Raw genomic sequence first — 16,564 nt, 5'->3', positions numbered from 1 at the left:
TTCACCCGCGCGGCAACTGGTCGGTCACCGCCGTCAGGCGCCCCCGCACTCCGGGGGCGTAGACCGCCTCGCCCGCTCGTGCGGGCCGGGTTCCGTCGAAGGAGCGGCCCGTGCCCAGGACCCGGGTGGCGGGCGCGATCGGCGCAGCCACCCTTCGGCCCTAGGTGCCCTCCTCTTCCGCCAGCACCCGTTGGGCCGTCGCGAACGCCGAGTTCGCCGCCGGTACCCCGCAGTACACCGCCGTCTGGAGCAGCACCGCGCCGATCTCCTCCGGGCTGAGCCCGTTGCGGCGCGCCGCGCGGACGTGCATGGCCAGCTCGTCGTAGTGGCCGTGTGCGACCAGCGCGGTGAGGGTGATCATGCTGCGTTCGCGGCGCGACAAGGTCGGGTCGGTCCAGATCTCGCCCCAGGCGTAGCGCGAGATGAAGTCCTGGAAGCGGGCGGTGAAGGGGGTCTGCCGGGTCTGCGCCCGGTCGACGTGCGCGTCGCCGAGCACCTCGCGCCGTACGGCCATGCCCCGTGGGGCCTCCTGGCCGAAGTGGGCGCGCAGCGCGGTCAGCACCGCCTGCGGGCACTGTGCGGGCGCCAGGTGCGAGGCGCCGGGCAGTTCCACGAGTGTCGCGCGCGGCACCGCGTCGGCGATCTCCCGCAGATGCGCGGGGGGTGTCGCCGGATCCTCGCGGCCGGCGACCAGCAGGGTCGGCACGGTGATGCCGTGCAGCCGGTCGCGCAGGTCGAACGCGGCGAGCGCGTCACAGCAGGCGGCGTAGGCCTCCGGGTCGGCGTCCCGGTGGTCCCGGACCAGGCGGGGCACGGTGAAGCCGCCGGTGAACCAGCGCGCGTCGGCGTTGTCCGCCAGCCCGGCCAGGCCCTCCCGTCGCACCAGCGCGGCCCGCTCCTCCCACGGCCCGGCACCGTTGAAGTGCGCCGACGAGCAGATCACGGCCAGGGACGACAGCCGCTCCGGGTGGTGCACCGCGAGATGCAGGCCCACGGCCCCGCCCAGCGACACACCCGCGTACGCGAACCGTTCGATGCCGAGCGAGTCGGCGAGCGCCAGCACCAGCCCGGCGAGGTCACCGACCGTCGCGCCCGCCCTGATGAGACCGGCCGCCGAACCGCCGTGCCCCGGCAGATCCCAGCGCACGACCCGGTGGGTGATCGACAGCTCGGGCGCGACCTCGTCCCACAGGGCGTACGAAGTGCCGAGCGAGGGGCCGAGCAGCAGCGGGGGAGCGGTGACGGGACCTTCGGTGTGGTGGTTCAGGAGTGTCAACGTCGCTCCAGAGCACGGTCGGTGAGGTTCCCGGCGGAACCCGTGTAGTGGGTGGGGTCGAGGTCGGAGTCCGCCAACTCCGGTGCTGCGGCCAGTGGTTGTCCCTCGGCGGCCAGCCGGGTGAGGAGCTCCTTGGCGCGGGCGCGGCCCAGCACCGGCGCCAGTTCGGCCGACAGCCGCTCGGAAACGATCAACCCATGGGTGAGGTCCAGGTGTTCGCGCATGGCCTCGGGCCTCACCCGCAGCCCCTCCGTCAGTTCGGCGGCGTCCCGGGCGGCTCCGCCGACCAGCCGCAGCAGCTCCCGCAACGGCTCCCACTCGGCGTGCCAGGCCCCGGCCGGACGCTCGTCCTCCGCGGCCATCGCGCCGTAGAGGGTGGCCGCGAGCTGGGGCGCCCGCCGCGCGGCGGAGGCGATCAGGGTGGACCGTACGGGGTTGGACTTGTGCGGCATGGCGGACGAACCGCCGCCACTGCCCTCCACGACCTCGGCGATCTCGGTGCGCGACAGGGTGAGGACGTCCACGGCGAGCTTGCCGAGCGCACCCGCCGTGAAGGCCAGGCACCCGGCGAGATCGCCGATCGGCGTCCGCAGGGTGTGCCAGGGCAGATCGGGCGCACGGAGGCCGAGCTCGCGGGCGTACGCCTCCGGCAGCCCGGCCGGATCGCTCGCGCCGTACGCCCCGAAGGCCGCCAGCGTGCCCGCCGCGCCGCCGAGTTGGGCGGGCAGCGACTCCCGGACGGCCCGCACCCGGTCCCGGGCGTCCAGTGCCAGCGACCGCCACCCGGCGGCCTTCAGTCCGAACGTGGTCGGCACGGCGTGCTGGGTGAGGGTCCGTCCCGGCATCGCGGTGTCGCGGTGCTCGGCGGCCAGCCGGGACAGCGCCTGCTCGGTACGGCCGAGGTCGGCGAGGACCGGGCCGAGGGTCCGCGCGGCGACCAGCATCGTCGCCGTGTCCATGATGTCCTGGCTGGTCGCGCCCCGGTGGACGTAGGGACCGTACGCCTCGCCCACGGCCTTCGTCAGATCCGCGACCAGGGGGATGACGGGATTGCCGCCGGCGCGGGCCCGTTCGGCGAGGGACCGCACGTCGAAGGCACCGGCCCGGGCAGCCTCCGTCACCGCCGTCACCGCCGTCGCCGCCTCGGCCGGGGCGATCCCCGTCGCGGCCTGGGCGCGGGTCAGCGCGGCCTCCGCGTCGAGCAGCGCCCGCAGATAGGCGTGGTCGCCGGTGGCGGCCGCGGCCGCCGAGTCGGCCCACCCGGGGGCGAGCAGCCCGGTGTCGCCGGAGGGAACTGTCACTGGAACTCCAGGAAGACCGTCTCGCCTTCGCCCTGAAGGCGGATGTCGAAACGGTACGTGCCGTTCCCCTCCTGCGCGGCGATCAGCGTGTCGCGGCGGGCGTCCTCCAGCCCGGACAGCAGCGGATCGGCGGCGAGCGCCGCCGTGTCGCCCGGCAGGTAGATCCGCGTGTACAGGTGCACGAGCAGCCCGCGCGCGAAGACGCACACGCTGATGTAGGGGGCGCTCCGCCCGCGTGCGCCGGGCCGCAGGGTGCGCGCGTACCAGTGGCCGTTCGCGTCGGTCTGGATGCGCCCCCAGCCGGTGAACTCCACGCCGTTGCGCCCGAGGAAGCCGCCCGAGGCCGGGTCGCGCCGCATGGAGCCGTCCACCCTCGGCAGGTTGCCGTCGGGGTCGGGACCCCACAGCTCGATCAGGGCGTCCGGCAGCGGCCCGCCCTCGCCGTCGGTGACGTAGCCGTGCACGGTGACCGTGTCGGGGTGGCCGAGGGGTGCGATGTCCTCACCGCCGCGGAACGGCAGGGCGTGGCCGTAGAACGGGCCGACGGTGTGCGAGGGGGTGGGCAGCACGCTCTCCGGCCGACTGGGGTCGATCTTCGTCATGGCTGGTCAGCGCCCCTCTTCGATCCAGGTGGCGTGCGGGCCGTCCAGCACGATGTCCCAGTGGTAGCCCATCGAGAACTCCGGCACGGACAGGCTGTGGTCGTACGTGGCGACCAGTCGCTGCCGGGCCGCGTCGTCCGTCACGGACTGGATGATCGGGTCGTAGGGGAACAGCGGGTCGCTCGGGAAGTACATCTGCGTCACGAGCCGCTGGGTGAACGCCGTGCCGAAGAGCGAGAAGTGGATGTGCGCCGGCCGCCAGGCGTTGAGGTGCTGGCGCCACGGGTACGGGCCCGGCTGGATGGTGGTGAACCGGTAGCGGCCCTCGTCGTCGGTGAGGGTGCGGCCCACGCCGGTGAAGTTCGGGTCCAGCGGGGCGTCGTGCTGCTCGCGCTGATGGGCGTACCGGCCCGCCGAGTTGGCCTGCCAGACCTCCACGAGCTGGCCGCGCACCGGGCGGCCGTCGCGGTCCAGCAGCCGCCCGGAGACGGTGATGCGCTCGCCGATCGGCTCGCCCTCGTGCTGCCGGGTGAGGTCGTTGTCGATCTCGGTGATGTCCCGCTCCCCGAAGGCGGGGGAGGACAGCTCCACCAGCTCCGGGTCCTTGCCGACGTCGATGGTGACCGGCGGCTGCTTGGGGTGCCGGAGCACGGAGGACCGGTACGGCGCGTAGTCGCGCCGCGGCTGATGCTCGACGGGCCCCCCGTCGGCGAGCCGCTTCTCGTACGCGGCGTGCTCGGCCGCGATCTCCTGATCGATGTCGTGCTGGGTGAGAGTCATGGGGTCCCCTGAAAGGTTCTTTCGGATCGCGCCCCAAAGGGCGCGGGGAACTGCGCGATCAGCGACAGGCGGGCTGCGGTTGCGCGGATCGCCTAGCGTTCCAGGACGAGGGCGAGTCCTTGGCCCACCCCGATACACAGCGTGGCGACCCCGACGCCGCTGCCCCGCCGGGCCAGCTGATGGGCCACCGTCCCGGCCAGCCGGGCCCCGGACGCCCCCAGCGGATGACCGAGGGCGATCGCGCCGCCCTGCGGGTTGAGGATCGCGGGATCGAACTCGGGCCACTCGGCCACACACCCCAGCACCTGCGCGGCGAACGCCTCGTTCAGCTCCAGCACGGACAGGTCGCCGAATCCCCTGCCCGCCTTGGCCAGCGCCCGGTTGACCGCCTCGACGGGCGCCAGCCCGAAGTAGTGCGGGTCGGTCGCGGAGACACCCGTCGCGCGGACGCGGGCCAGCGGCTCGCGGCCCGTCGCCTTCAACCCCTCGTCGTCGACGAGGAGCAGCGCCGCAGCGCCGTCGTTGAGCGGCGAGGCGTTGCCGGCCGTCACCGTGCCGCCCTCCTTGCGGAACGACGGCTTCAGCCCGGCCATCGCGGCCAGGGAGGCGTCCGGCCGGACGCACTCGTCGGCGGCGAAAACCACCGGCTCGCCCTTGCGCTGCGCAACCGCCACGGGCGCCAGCTCACCGTCGAACAGGCCCTCGGCCCGCGCCCGCGCCGCCTTCTCGTGGCTGCGCAGGGCGAACTCGTCCTGCTGTTCCCGGCCGATCTTGTGCTTGTCGGCGATGAGTTCGGCCGACTCGCCCAGCGGGATCGTCCACTGCGGCTCCATGCGCGGGTTGACCATCCGCCAGCCGAGGGTCGTCGAGTACAGCTCCGTGTGCCCGGCCGGGAAGGGCTTGTCGCTCTTCGGCAGGACGTACGGCGCCCGGGTCATGGACTCGACACCACCGGCCAGCACGACGGACGCGTCGCCGAGCGCGACGGCGCGTGCCGCCTGGATCACCGCCTCCAGCCCGGACGCGCACAGCCGGTTGACCGTCACCCCCGGGACGGACGTGGGCAGACCGGCGAGCAGTGCGGCCATCCGGCCGACGTTGCGGTTCTCCTCGCCGGCCCCGTTGGCGTTGCCGAAGTACACGTCCTCGATCCGCGCCGGATCCAACTCGGGGGTGCGGCCGAGGAGTTCGCGGACGGCATGCGCGGCCAGGTCGTCCGGGCGCACGCTCGCGAGGCCCCCGTTGTAGCGGCCGATCGGCGTGCGGACCGCGTCGACGATGTAGACGTCCTTCACTTCAGGCCCTCCGGAACGGTCAGACCGGCGCCGGTCCGGGCGACGATCTCGTCGGCGGTCACACCCGGCGCGGTCTCGACCAGGAGGAGACCGTCCTCGGTGACGTCGAGGACGCCGAGGTCGGTGATGATCCGGTTCACGCACCCCTTGCCGGTCAGCGGCAGGGCGCACTCGGTGAGGATCTTCGGCGAGCCGTCCTTGGCGGTGTGCGTCATGACGACCACGACCGTACGGGCGCCGTGCACCAGGTCCATCGCCCCGCCGATGCCGGTGACCAGCTTGCCCGGCACGGCCCAGTTGGCCAGGTCGCCCCGCTCGGACACCTGCATGGCGCCGAGCACGGCGACGTCGATGTGCCCGCCCCGGATCATCGAGAAGGACAGCGCGGAGTCGAAGAAGGAGGCGCCCGGCAGGACCGTCACCGTCTCCTTCCCGGCGTTGATCAGGTCCGGGTCCACGGCGTCCTCGGTGGGGTAGGGGCCGGTGCCCAGGATGCCGTTCTCCGATTCGAGGACGACCTCGACGCCCTCGGGGAGATGGTTCGGGATGAGGGTGGGCAGGCCGATGCCGAGATTGACGTACTGGCCGTCCCTCAGCTCCCGCGCCGCCCGCGCGGCCATCTCCTGGCGTGTCCAGGCCATCAGGACCTCACCGTCCGCTGCTCGATCTTCTTGTCCGCCGCCTGCTCCGGGGTGAGCGCGAGCACCCGCTGCACGAAGATGCCCGGCAGGTGCACCGCGTCCGGGTCGATCCCGCCGGGCTCCACCAGCTCCTCCACCTCGGCGATCGTGACCCGCCCGGCCATCGCGGCCAGCGGGTTGAAGTTGCGGGAGGACTTGTTGAAGACCAGGTTGCCGTGCCGGTCGCCCTTCCAGGCCCGGACCAGGGCGAAGTCGGTGCGGATGCCCCGCTCCAGCACGTACTCGGTGCCGTCGAACTCCCGGACCTCCTTCGGCGGCGAGGCCAGCGCGACCCCGCCCTCACCGTCGTAGCGCCAGGGCAGTCCGCCGTCGGCGACCTGCGTGCCCACGCCGGCCGGGGTGTAGAAGGCGGGGATCCCGGAGCCGCCGGCCCGCAGCCGCTCGGCCAGTGTGCCCTGCGGGATCAGCTCGACCTCCAGCTCCCCGGCCAGGTACTGCCGGGCGAACTCCTTGTTGGCGCCGATGTAGGAGCCCGTGACCCGGGCGATCCGGCCGGCGGCCAGCAGCACCGCCAGGCCCGACTCCATCGCCCCGCAGTTGTTGGAGACCACCGACAGCCCGGTCACGCCGCGCTCGTACAGCGCCTCGATCAGCGTGTTCGGCACACCGCTCAGCCCGAAACCGCCCACCGCGAGCGACGCGCCGTCCGGCACGTCGGCCACCGCCTCCAGGGCTGTGGCGACCACCTTGTCCATCCGAGAAGCCCCATCTCTTCCGAGCGACCCGACCAGATTAATCAGGGCACTGAGTATTTCTGCGAGCTGCCCTTCACGCTGCCATCGGCGCACCGGGGCGTCAAGACCTCGTCGCTTAGGCTCGTGATCCTTGGTGTGGACGGCAGACAGCGCTCGACGCGTTGAGTATTGTTCAGTGCACCGACGAAAACGACCGAGGGGTGCACATGGCTGCCGCGGACCTCACCACCCACCCCGGGCACCTGGCCCGGCGCCTCCAGCAGGCGCACTACCTGCTGTGGAACGCGATGGTCTCCGAGGAGATCACCTCGCCCCAGTTCGCGGTCCTCAACACGCTCGTCGCCGAACCGGGCCTGGATCAGCGCACGGTGGGGGAGCGGGTGGGGCTCGACCGCTCCACCATCGCCGAGGTGATCAGCCGGCTCAGCCGGCGCGGACTGCTCGACAAGGTCCGTGACCCCCAGGACGGGCGCCGTTCCCTGCTGCACCTCACGGACGAGGGGGCGCGCACGCATCGCAGGCTGACCGTGCGCACCGCCCGCATGAACCAGGTGTTCCTCGCCCCGCTGACCGCCGACGAGCGGACGGTGTTCTTCGACCTCATCCGCCGGGTCGCGGACGCGGCCGAGGGGCTCCGCAATCCCGAGGAGCCCCTGGTGGCGCCCCGCTGAGGGCCGCGGCCCGGGCGGGCCGGTCAGGACGCCTTGGCGAACACCACCCACACCTGGCCCTTCGCGAAGTTCACCGGCGCGCCGTCACCGGTGGTGAACGAGGTGCCGTCCGCGGCCTTCTCCCGCTTCCAGGTCACGTCCCAGGCCCGCCCGTCGCGCAGCACCTCCGCCTTCCCGGAGCCGACCGTCTCCGTGTACGGCGTGTTGTTGCCGAGGAAGTCCCGGAAGGCGGACTCGCGCACCTTCACGTACTGCACGACGACCGTCGCGGCCGTCATCCGCTCGCCGTCGGCCGTCGTCGCGGGCGCGCCGTCCATGCCGACCAGCCAGCGGTCACGGGAGTCCGACCAGGTGAAGGTGAAACGGGCCGCCGGGTAGCGCACCGTCCGGGAGTCCGTGGCGGTGCCGCCCGCGGGTGCCGAGCCGTAGCGGAAGCCGGTGGTCAGGGCCGTCTTGCCGGGGGCCTCGGGCACGATCCGCTCGGGCCGCAGGTAGAGGTTGTGCGGGGCGGGTCTGCCGGAGCCGCGGAAGTAGGCGTCGGCGGCGTTGTCCGGTGTCTCCGCTCGCAGCGGTGCCTTGTCGATCAGCGGCAGGAGCTTCTTCTGCGCGCCGGAGAAGGCGAGCGTGGGCCGGCCGAACTGGCGCAGCAGTTCCAGGTCCGACTCGCGTGCGCTGCGCACCGGCCCGACGGTCTGCGGCAGCCGCGTCGCGTACACGGCCATCAGCCGGCTCAGTCCGCCCTCGACCTGCTCGGCGTAGACCACGTCCGCGGCGTCGACCCCCGTGTGCGGGCGCGCCGGGACGGCGTTGTCGATCTTGACGACGAGGGCCGAGGGCCCCGCCTCCGAGGGGGAGGTCTCCTGCCGCGAGTCCTTCGGTGATCCGCGTCCGTCGTCGCCCGGTCCGCCCCCGCTCGTGCAGCCCGCCGCCAGGGCGGCCGTCATCGTCGCGGCCAGCAGCGCCGCCGTCGTCGCGGCACGCCGTCCGCGCGCCCCTCGTCCCATGCCCACCGTCGCCACCGCGCCTCATGTCATCGATGTGTCTTGATTGTGCGCTTATCTGAACATCGATGGCCATAGTCGATCGTTCCAGGCGGGGAAGTGTCTCCGACGCGTCCGTCGATCGGCTCAAGGTTCAGCGCGGGGCGGCCGGGTACTCGGGCCACGCCGTACGACCGACGCGCACGCTGACGGAGGGAGCGCGAGGCGATGAGGGCAGTGACCTGGCAGGGCAAGCGGGACGTGCGGGTGGAGAACGTGCCCGATCCGACGATCCAGGAGCCGACGGACGCGGTCATCCGCATCACCTCCACCGGGCTGTGCGGGTCCGACCTGCACCTGTACGAAGTGCTCACACCGTTCATGACCCCCGGTGACATCCTCGGCCACGAGCCCATGGGCATCGTCGAGGAGGTCGGCGCCGGCGTCCCGGACCTCCAGGTGGGGGACCGGGTCGTGGTGCCGTTCCAGATCGCCTGTGGCAACTGCTGGATGTGCCTCACCGGCCTGCCCACGCAGTGCGAGACCACCCAGGTGCAGGGCGAGGGCATGGGCGCAGCGCTGTTCGGCTACACCCGCCTGTACGGCTCGGTGCCGGGTGCCCAGGCCGAGTACCTGCGCGTCCCGCAGGCCCAGTTCGGCCCGATCAAGGTCCCCCAGGGGCCGCCCGACGACCGCTTCGTCTACCTCTCCGACGTCCTGCCCACCGCCTGGCAGGCGGTCGCCTACGCCGGCGTCCCGCAGGGCGGCAGCGTCGCCGTGCTGGGACTCGGCCCCATCGGCGACATGGCCTGCCGGGTCGCCCAGGTACAGGGCGCCGGACGGGTGTTCGGCGTGGACCTGGTCCCGGAGCGGCTGCGCCGGGCGAAGGCACGGGGCGTGGAGACCTTCGACCTCAGGTCCTTCGACGACGAGAAGGAACTCGTCGCCGCGATCCGCGACCAGACCGACGGCCGTGGCCCGGACGCCGTGATCGACGCCGTCGGCACCGAGGCCCACGGCAGCGCGGCCGCGCGCCTGGTGCAGAACACCGCGGCGATCCTGCCCCGCAAGCTGGGCGCCCCGATCGCCGAGCGCTTCAGCATCGACCGCCTCGCCGCGCTCTACACCGCCATCGACCTGGTGCGCCGCGGCGGCACCATCTCGCTGTCCGGTGTCTACGGCGGCATGGCGGACCCGCTGCCGCTGCTCACCCTGTTCGACAAGCAGATCCAGATGCGGATGGGCCAGGCCAACGTCCGCCGCTGGAGCGACGAGATCATCCCGTACCTGACCGACGAGGACCCCCTCGGCGTGGACGACTTCGCCACCCACCGGGTGCCGCTGTCGGAGGCCCCGCGTGCCTACGAGATGTTCCAGCGCAAGCAGGACGGCGCGGTCAAGGTCCTGATGCAGCCCTGAGCACCGCCAGAACCTAGACGCCGAGGATCTCCGCCAGGTCGTAGCGGACCGGCTCCTCCAGCTGGGCGTAGGTGCAGCTCTCGGGGGTCCGGTCCGGGCGCCAGCGGCGGAAACGGGCAGTGTGCCGGAAACGCTGCCCGTTCTCCATGTGGTCGTACGCCACCTCGGCCACGCGATCCGGCCGCAGCGGCACCCACGACAGGTCCTTGCGGCCCGACCAGCGGCTCGGCGCCCCCGGCAGCCGGGCCTTGTCATGGGCGGACTCCTCGGACCAGGCCGCCCACGGATGCCCCGACACCTCGTCCATGCGCAGCGGCTCCAGCTCCTCCACCAGCTCGGCGCGCCGCTTCATCGTGAACGCGGCGGACACCCCCACGTGCTGGAGCGTGCCTCCCTCGTCATACAGACCGAGCAGCAGCGATCCCACGACCGGGCCGCTCTTGTGCAGGCGGTACCCGGCGACCACGACGTCCGCCGTCCGCTCGTGCTTGATCTTGAACATGGCGCGCTCGTCCGGCCGGTAGCGCACCGACAGCGGCTTGGCGACGACCCCGTCGAGACCGGCCCCCTCGTACTCCTCGAACCACTGCCGTGCCACCTCGATGTCGGTGGTCGCGGGTGCCAGGTGCACCGGCGCCGCCACCCCGGACAGCTCTGCGGCCAGCCGCTCGCGCCGCTCGGTCAGCGGCACGTCCATCAGCGACTCGTCACCCAGCGCGAGCACATCGAACACGACCAGCGAGGCAGGCGTCCGCTCGGCCAGCGTCCGCACCCGCGAGTCCGCCGGATGGATCCGCTCGGTCAGCGCGTCGAAGTCCAGATGCCCCTCCCGCGCGATCACGATCTCCCCGTCCACCACACACCGCTCGGGCAACCGCTCCCGCACGGCCGTCACCAGCTCGGGAAAATACCTGGTCAGAGGCTTCCCGGTGCGGCTGCCCAACTCGACCTCGTCGCCGTCGCGGAACACGATCGCCCGGAACCCGTCCCACTTCGCCTCGTACTGCATGCCCGCGGGGATCGCCGCCACCGACTTGGCGAGCATCGGCAGGACGGGGGGCATCACCGGCAGATCCATGGATCGATTCTGCGCCGACGTGCCCATGAGTGCCCGATGTGCGAGGTATGCGGGCGACGCCTACCGTGGCGAGCATGGGTGACGCGGTGGAACTGGAGGTCGGCGGCCGGACCGTACGGCTGTCCAGCCCGGACAGGATCTTCTTCCCCGAGCGTGGCTTCACCAAGCTGGACCTCGCCCGCTACTACATCGCCGTCGGCCCCGGCATCCTGCGCGCCCTGCGCGACCGGCCGACCACCCTGGAGCGCTACCCCGAGGGCGTGAACGGCGAGAACTTCTTCCAGAAGCGGGCGCCGAAGAACATGCCCGACTGGATCCCGACCGCGCACATCACCTTCCCCAGCGGCCGCAGCGCCGACGAGATGTGCCCCACCGAGGCGGGAGCGGTGGTGTGGGCCGCCCAGTTCGGCACGCTTACCTTCCACCCCTGGCCGGTACGCCGCGACGACGTCGACCACCCGGACGAGCTGCGCATCGACCTCGACCCGCAGCCCGGCACCGACTACGACGACGCCGCCCGAGCCGCCCACGAACTTCGGGCGGTCCTCGACGAGTTCGGCGGCCTGAAGGGCTTCCCCAAGACCTCCGGCGGCCGGGGCCTGCACGTCTTCGTGCCCATCGAGCCGCGCTGGACCTTCACCCAGGTCCGCCGCGCCGCCATCGCCGTCGGCCGGGAGATGGAACGGCGGATGCCGGAGCAGGTCACCATCAAGTGGTGGAAGGAGGAGCGGGGCCGGCGGATCTTCATCGACTACAACCAGACGGCCCGCGACCGCACGATCGCCTCCGCCTACTCGGTGCGCCCCCGCCCGCACGCCCCCGTCTCCGCGCCCCTGCGCTGGGACGAGGTCGGCATCGCCCACCCCCAGGACTTCGACCTCGCGACCATGCCCGCGCGCTTCGCCGAACTCGGCGACGTGCACGCGGACATGGACGAGCACCGCTTCTCCCTGGAAGCCCTGCTCGATCTCGCCCGCCGCGACGAACACGACCACGGGCTGGGCGACCTGCCGTACCCGCCCGAGTATCCGAAGATGCCGGGGGAGCCCAGACGGGTACAGCCGAGCAGGGCCCGCAAGGAGAAGCAGCCTCCTACAGCTCCTTGATCCGGACGTCCCGGAACGAGACCACATCCGTCGTGCCGTGCACCTGGAGCCCGATGTAGCCGGAGGCGAAGCGCCGCCCGTCCGTGCCCGGGTCGTCCGAGCGGGGCGGGCTGAACTCCTGGCCGCCGGTGTTGTCGAACTCGTTGATCAGCACACCGTTGCGGAACACCGAGTAGTGCTGGCCCTCCACGCGGATCTCGTAGTCGTTCCAGGTGCCCTTCTGCGTCACGCCCGCACCGGCCAGGCCCACGCGGTCGAAGCCGTAGACCGAGCCGGTCTTGTACATGTCGCCGTCGGGCCGGTCGAGCACCTGCACCTCGTGCCCGTACTTGATGGCGACCCACTCCGGGCGGGACTCCTCCGGGTGGTCGTGGACCCACGGGAAGCGCACGAACACACCGGAGTTGGCGTTGCCCGTGCCCGGGGCGTCGTCACGCCACTGGAGCTTCAGCGAGAAGTCGCCGTACTTGCGCTGCGGGAACCACAGCATGCCCATCCCGGGCGTCGTGGTGCCGGAGGTGATCGTCCCGTCCGGGTTCAGCCCGAACGAACCGCCGCCCACCTGCTGCCACTTGGCGAGGGACTCCGCGGTGCCGTCGAAGAGCGCGCGGTATCCCTCGGTCTGCCCCGGCGTGCCGATGCCCGACTGCCGGGCGGCCTTCCGGATCGCCTTGGACTCCCGCTGGTCGATGACCCCTTCCTTCAGCAGCGCGTCCAGGACCGCGTTCACGTGCTTGAGGAACAGCGCCTGGGACGTCCACTCCTTCTCGTCCTCGATCAGCTCGCCGATCCGGCACCGGTTGTCGGTGACCCGGTTGCGCACGCCGGAGTCGACCGTGCCGACGATCACCGTCGACCGCTCGTCGTACTCGGGGCAGTTCGGCGCCGGGACCTGCCCGGAGACGACCGTGAAGGTCACCGTGCGGGCCGCCGCCGTGTTGCCGGCCTTGTCCGTCGCCCGGTAGGCCACGGTGTGCGCGCCCGCCCGGTCGACCACCACCGGCGCCGTGTACGCGAGGTAGGGCCCGCCGTCGAGCGAGTACTCGATCCTCTCGACGCCCGAGCCGTGCGCGTCGGTCGCCGTGACGGTCACCCGGGCACTGTTGACGTACGCCCCGGCGGAGTTCCTCGTGCCCTCCACACTCACGCCCGTCACCGGCGCAGTGGTGTCCTGGGGCGGCGCGGCGACGACCGTGAACCGCACGTTCTTCTCGGCCGCCACGTTGCCCGCCTTGTCGGTGGCCCGGTAGCGGACGGTGTGCGTGCCCACCTGGTGCACCATCACGGGCGCGGTGTAGGGCTGCCAGGCGCCCGAGCCGATCGCGTACTCGATCGTGTTGACGCCGGATCCGGTGTCGGAGGCCGAGACGGTGACCGTCGCCATGTCGATGTACGCACCGTCGGCGTCGCGCTCACCGCTCACCGTCGCCGAGGTCTCCGGCGCGGTGGTGTCGTCCGACTGCGGCGCCACGACCGTGAACTCGGCGCTCTTCTCGGCGGACACGTTCCCCGCCTTGTCGAACGCCCGGTAGCGGACCTTGTGGCTGCCGACCTGGTCGACGACGACCGGCGTGGTGTACGGCTGCCAGGCGCCCGTGTCGCCGATCGCGTACTCGATCCTCTCGACGCCGGAGCCGCCCTCGTCGGTGGCGTGCAGTGCCACGCTCGCCGACCCGACGTACGCGCCCTGCGTGTTCTGCGTGCCGCTGACGTGCGCCGACGCCTCGGGCGCCGTGGTGTCCTCGCCGGTGCCCTCGGTCACCGTGAGGATGCCCTGCATCTGGCCGTGGCCGGGGATCGTGCAGTGGTAGAAGTACCGGCCGGGCGTGAGCGTGACCTGCGCGGTGTGCTTGCCGCCCTGGGCGTCGTTCGGGTTGGCCAGGATGTTGAGCTGCACGTCGCTGTTGAACTCGGGATCGCTGGTCACGAACGTCAGCGTGTGCGGCATGCCCGTGGTGTTGCCGGTGGCCGTGCTGTTCTCGAAGACGATCGTGGCCGTCCCGGCGACCGCGGTCTTCGGGGCCGAGAGGTACTTGTCGATGTCGTTGCCGGCCGTCCAGGTGAGCACCTGGTCGGCGGCCGCCTTCCCGGGCTGCCCGGCGGCGGGCAGTGCCTGCACGCCGAGCATCATCATCAGGGCGGCCAGCAGCGCGGCCCAGATTCTTCGTTGCCGGATCACTCGCTCCCCCTCGCCAGCTGACCGGCGGCCGGAGTCGGCCCGCCGCCCTTGTAGGTGACCCGCCACAGGGCCGACTTGGAGTCCGAGGTGAAGAAACCGCGCCCGTAGTCGAGGACGTACAGCGCGCCGTCCGGACCGAACTTCCAGTCCATGAGGTTCTTGATGCCGTCGTTGCCGATCGGCACGATCTTCTTCAGCGACTCCGAGTGCACCGGCAGACCGCCGTCGCCCTGGGTCCTCGGGTCCATGAGCACGGCGTTGCGCGGCTGGTCGGCGTCGTAGAAGTCACCGACGAACCACTTGCCGTCCCAGTAGGCCGGCCACTTGACGGTGCTGTCGGCCGCGACCGTGCCGTACCGGTAGACCGGCCCGTTCATCGCGGCCTGCCCGCCGCCCTTCAGCCAGGGCAGCCGGTAGGTGGCCTCCGACGGCTTGTACGACGGGACCCCGTTCGCGTCCCGCGGGTAGTCCGGCGCGCCGCCCGAGGGCGAGTACCAGATGTTGTTGCCGGTCACCGGCGGCAGGTTGACCAGGCCGTCGTTGTTCGGCGACTCGTTCTTCGGGTGGTCGCAGTCGTACCAGCCCAGCGGCTTGGACGGGTCCGGCAGATTGCGGTCCCGGTAGGGCTGCTTGTTGCCCATGCAGTACGGCCAGCCGCGGTTGCCCGCCTCGGTGATGACGGCGAACGTGTCGTACTTCGCCGGACCCCAGGTCGTCGAGGGGGCGCTCGCGTCCGGGCCGACCCAGCCCGCGTACAGCACGTCGGTCGACGTGTCGACGGAGATGCGCGCCGGGTTCCGCACGCCCATCACATAGATCTCGCCGCGGGTCTTGCCGCCGCCCTCGGCGGTCTCTTTCCCGGTGAAGAGGTTGCCCTGGGGCAGCGTGTACGTCCCGTCCGGCTCCGGGTGGATGCGCAGGATCTTGCCGTTGAGGTTGTTGGTGTTGCCCGCGGTGCGGCGTGCGTCCGCGAAGGAGACGCCCTTGTAGTTCGGTTGCGGGTTGTTGCCCGAGTATCCGTCGCTGAAGCCGCTGGAGTTGTTGTCACCGGTGGCGATGTACAGGTTGCCCTTGGAGTCCCAGGCCATCCCGCCGCCCGCGTGACAGCAACTGTGGATCTGCACGGGCCACTTCAGCAGTACCTTCTCGCTGGACAGGTCCAGCTTGTTCGTGGCCTGGTCGAGTGTGAACCGGGAGACCCGCCGTTCCGCCATCCGCGTCTCGCGGTTGATCCGCTCGTGCGGTGTGTAGTGCAGGTACACCCAGCCGTTCCGTGCGAACCTCGGGTCCAGCTCGATGCCGAGCAGCCCTTCCTCGACCTTGACCAGCTCGTCGCCGCCGCCCTTGTTGCCGAAGACGGTCAGAGCACCGGCCAGGGTGACCTGCTTGGTCTTCGGGTCGTAGACGTGGATCTCGCCCTTGCCCTTGCCGATGTCGGGGTTGTTCCAGTCCGTGATCACGGGCTGCGAGGAGTCGGCGCCGCCCCGGCCGATGGAGAACACCCGGCCGTCGGGCGCGGTGACCATCCCGTGCGGCTCGCCGATCTGGTCGTTCCGCCCGGGCTGGTTGGGCTTGGTCAGCCGCTCCGCCGCGTAGTTGGCGTTGATGGTCGCCTTGCAGTCGGCCTGTTCCAGACGGGTCGTCCACATCAGCGCACCGCGCAGATGATCGCGGAAGTCGGTCTCGTCGTACGACGACACCGTCCCGCCCATCCCGGTGTAGAAGGACCGGCCGCCGTCGTAGTCACGGCACCAGCTGACCGGGTGGTCCCAGCCGTTGGAGCCCGTGCCCGGCTGGTACGTCGACTCGCGGACCCGGGCGACCGTGTGCACCTCGCCCGAGGGGTTCTTCACCCAGTTGAGCCACCGGTCCGGACGTTTCCACTGCACCGGCAGGTCCTTGGTGGCGGGGTGCCCGCGGTCGCCGACCTCGACGGTCGCCCGCTGCGCGGCCGTGGGGCTCGACGCGGCCGGACGGGCGCCCACCAGTCCGGTGAACCAGTCCGAGTACGGTTCCGCGCGCGCCGCGTCATGGATGCCGACGAACCCGCCGCCGGCCTCCATGTACGCCTCCAGGCCCGCTTCCTGCTCCGCGTCGAGGACGTCGCCCCCGCCGGTCAGGAACACGATCGCGTTGAAGCGGCCGAGCCTCGTCCCGTCGGTGAACACCGAGGCGTCGCCGGTGGCCTGGACCTTGAAGCGGCGGTTCTCCGGGCCCGTCAGGCCGATGTCCTCGATGGCCTCGATCCCGGCGTTCACCACCGGCGATTCCTCACCGGCCGCCGCGGAACCGTGGAAGATCAGCACCCGTACGTTGGCGCCGCCCGGCGGCGACTTGATCGACATCGTTGTCAGCGTGGGTTCGGGATAAGGACGCGCGTTCGCGGCCGGGCCGGACAGCAGCCCGGCCGTCACGACTCCGGCGGCGACGGACGCCGCCCAGACGCGTCTTGACTTGCTCAACCCTCGTAAGTGCATGGGC

General features: G+C 71.7%; 15 protein-coding genes. 3 read left to right on the top strand and 12 right to left on the bottom strand.

The genetic code is table 11. The annotated features are described in order from the left end of the window. Position 1 precedes the first annotated feature (1 nt). The 8 genes from ACFY9E_RS02655 to ACFY9E_RS02620 form a co-directional block, all read right to left on the bottom strand. Entirely contained in the window at positions 2–151 is a 150-nt protein-coding gene (locus tag ACFY9E_RS02655) for a hypothetical protein (protein ID WP_390978642.1), read from the bottom strand. 9 nt (positions 152–160) lie between these two features. Next, on the bottom strand, positions 161–1,276 hold the full coding sequence (gene pcaD, locus ACFY9E_RS02650; protein ID WP_390978640.1) for a 3-oxoadipate enol-lactonase: 1,116 nt from the start codon (positions 1,274–1,276) through the stop codon (positions 161–163). Next, a complete protein-coding gene (pcaB, locus tag ACFY9E_RS02645) occupies positions 1,273–2,577 on the bottom strand; it encodes a 3-carboxy-cis,cis-muconate cycloisomerase (RefSeq protein ID WP_390978638.1) in 1,305 nt (434 codons plus the stop codon). The genes pcaD and pcaB overlap by 4 nt, the downstream gene beginning before the upstream one ends. After that, the gene (gene pcaG, locus ACFY9E_RS02640) at positions 2,574–3,179 is read right to left on the bottom strand and encodes a protocatechuate 3,4-dioxygenase subunit alpha (RefSeq protein ID WP_390978636.1); all 606 of its coding nucleotides are present in this window, start codon (positions 3,177–3,179) and stop codon (positions 2,574–2,576) included. The genes pcaB and pcaG overlap by 4 nt, the downstream gene beginning before the upstream one ends. Before the next feature lie 6 nt (positions 3,180–3,185). Further along, positions 3,186–3,959 (bottom strand): protocatechuate 3,4-dioxygenase subunit beta, encoded by a 774-nt coding sequence (gene pcaH, locus ACFY9E_RS02635; RefSeq protein ID WP_390978634.1) that lies wholly within the window; start codon positions 3,957–3,959, stop codon positions 3,186–3,188. 92 nt (positions 3,960–4,051) lie between these two features. After that, positions 4,052–5,254 carry an acetyl-CoA C-acyltransferase gene (locus tag ACFY9E_RS02630; RefSeq protein WP_390978632.1) on the bottom strand — a complete coding sequence of 401 codons (1,203 nt, stop codon included), beginning with the start codon at positions 5,252–5,254 and terminating at the stop codon, positions 4,052–4,054. After that, complete coding sequence (locus ACFY9E_RS02625; RefSeq protein ID WP_390978630.1) at positions 5,251–5,895, bottom strand: 3-oxoacid CoA-transferase subunit B; 645 nt, start codon at positions 5,893–5,895, stop codon at positions 5,251–5,253. Before ACFY9E_RS02625 ends, ACFY9E_RS02630 begins: the two co-directional genes overlap by 4 nt. Further along, on the bottom strand, positions 5,895–6,650 hold the full coding sequence (locus ACFY9E_RS02620) for a 3-oxoacid CoA-transferase subunit A (RefSeq protein ID WP_390978628.1): 756 nt from the start codon (positions 6,648–6,650) through the stop codon (positions 5,895–5,897). The genes ACFY9E_RS02625 and ACFY9E_RS02620 overlap by 1 nt, the downstream gene beginning before the upstream one ends. Before the next feature lie 206 nt (positions 6,651–6,856). Between ACFY9E_RS02620 and ACFY9E_RS02615 the strand changes: the two genes are divergently transcribed. Beyond that, the gene (locus ACFY9E_RS02615; protein WP_390978626.1) at positions 6,857–7,321 is read left to right on the top strand and encodes a MarR family transcriptional regulator; all 465 of its coding nucleotides are present in this window, start codon (positions 6,857–6,859) and stop codon (positions 7,319–7,321) included. Between the two features lie 23 nt (positions 7,322–7,344). On the opposite strand, the gene ACFY9E_RS02610 is transcribed toward ACFY9E_RS02615, so the two are convergent. Then, on the bottom strand, positions 7,345–8,325 hold the full coding sequence (locus tag ACFY9E_RS02610) for a DUF3048 domain-containing protein (RefSeq protein ID WP_390978624.1): 981 nt from the start codon (positions 8,323–8,325) through the stop codon (positions 7,345–7,347). A gap of 204 nt (positions 8,326–8,529) precedes the next feature. On the opposite strand from ACFY9E_RS02610, the gene ACFY9E_RS02605 reads away from it, so the two are divergent. Continuing rightward, entirely contained in the window at positions 8,530–9,720 is a 1,191-nt protein-coding gene (locus ACFY9E_RS02605) for an alcohol dehydrogenase catalytic domain-containing protein (protein WP_390978622.1), read from the top strand. A gap of 13 nt (positions 9,721–9,733) precedes the next feature. Here ACFY9E_RS02605 and ACFY9E_RS02600 read toward each other — a convergent pair whose 3' ends face one another. Next, positions 9,734–10,798: an ATP-dependent DNA ligase gene (locus tag ACFY9E_RS02600; RefSeq protein WP_390978620.1), complete on the bottom strand. Its 1,065-nt coding sequence runs from the start codon at positions 10,796–10,798 to the stop codon at positions 9,734–9,736. A gap of 74 nt (positions 10,799–10,872) precedes the next feature. Here ACFY9E_RS02600 and ligD point away from each other — a divergent pair, with 74 nt between their 5' ends. Beyond that, complete coding sequence (gene ligD, locus ACFY9E_RS02595; protein ID WP_390978617.1) at positions 10,873–11,904, top strand: non-homologous end-joining DNA ligase; 1,032 nt, start codon at positions 10,873–10,875, stop codon at positions 11,902–11,904. On the opposite strand, the gene ACFY9E_RS02590 is transcribed toward ligD, so the two are convergent. Then, positions 11,891–14,038, bottom strand: a complete 2,148-nt coding sequence (locus ACFY9E_RS02590; RefSeq protein ID WP_390980260.1) for an OmpL47-type beta-barrel domain-containing protein — start codon at positions 14,036–14,038, stop codon at positions 11,891–11,893. The two genes, ligD and ACFY9E_RS02590, sit on opposite strands and share 14 nt — an antisense overlap. Positions 14,039–14,079: 41 nt before the next feature. Next, positions 14,080–16,560 (bottom strand): ThuA domain-containing protein, encoded by a 2,481-nt coding sequence (locus ACFY9E_RS02585; RefSeq protein WP_390980258.1) that lies wholly within the window; start codon positions 16,558–16,560, stop codon positions 14,080–14,082. Positions 16,561–16,564: the final 4 nt, after the last annotated feature.

Source organism: Streptomyces sp. NPDC012466 (genome assembly GCF_042955215.1).
Taxonomy (GTDB): domain Bacteria; phylum Actinomycetota; class Actinomycetes; order Streptomycetales; family Streptomycetaceae; genus Streptomyces.
This window is presented reverse-complemented; position numbering and strand designations above follow the sequence as displayed.

Coding starts and splice junctions, on each gene's coding strand:
- pcaG (WP_390978636.1), bottom strand. CDS start 3,179: ATGACGAAGATCGACCCCAGTCGGCCGGAGAGCGTGCTGCCCACCCCC.
- pcaH (WP_390978634.1), bottom strand. CDS start 3,959: ATGACTCTCACCCAGCACGACATCGATCAGGAGATCGCGGCCGAGCAC.
- ACFY9E_RS02625 (WP_390978630.1), bottom strand. CDS start 5,895: ATGGCCTGGACACGCCAGGAGATGGCCGCGCGGGCGGCGCGGGAGCTG.
- ACFY9E_RS02620 (WP_390978628.1), bottom strand. CDS start 6,650: ATGGACAAGGTGGTCGCCACAGCCCTGGAGGCGGTGGCCGACGTGCCG.
- ACFY9E_RS02610 (WP_390978624.1), bottom strand. CDS start 8,325: ATGGGACGAGGGGCGCGCGGACGGCGTGCCGCGACGACGGCGGCGCTG.
- ACFY9E_RS02600 (WP_390978620.1), bottom strand. CDS start 10,798: ATGGATCTGCCGGTGATGCCCCCCGTCCTGCCGATGCTCGCCAAGTCG.
- ACFY9E_RS02590 (WP_390980260.1), bottom strand. CDS start 14,038: ATGATGATGCTCGGCGTGCAGGCACTGCCCGCCGCCGGGCAGCCCGGG.
- ACFY9E_RS02585 (WP_390980258.1), bottom strand. CDS start 16,560: ATGCACTTACGAGGGTTGAGCAAGTCAAGACGCGTCTGGGCGGCGTCC.
- ACFY9E_RS02605 (WP_390978622.1), top strand. CDS start 8,530: ATGAGGGCAGTGACCTGGCAGGGCAAGCGGGACGTGCGGGTGGAGAAC.
- ACFY9E_RS02615 (WP_390978626.1), top strand. CDS start 6,857: ATGGCTGCCGCGGACCTCACCACCCACCCCGGGCACCTGGCCCGGCGC.
- ligD (WP_390978617.1), top strand. CDS start 10,873: ATGGGTGACGCGGTGGAACTGGAGGTCGGCGGCCGGACCGTACGGCTG.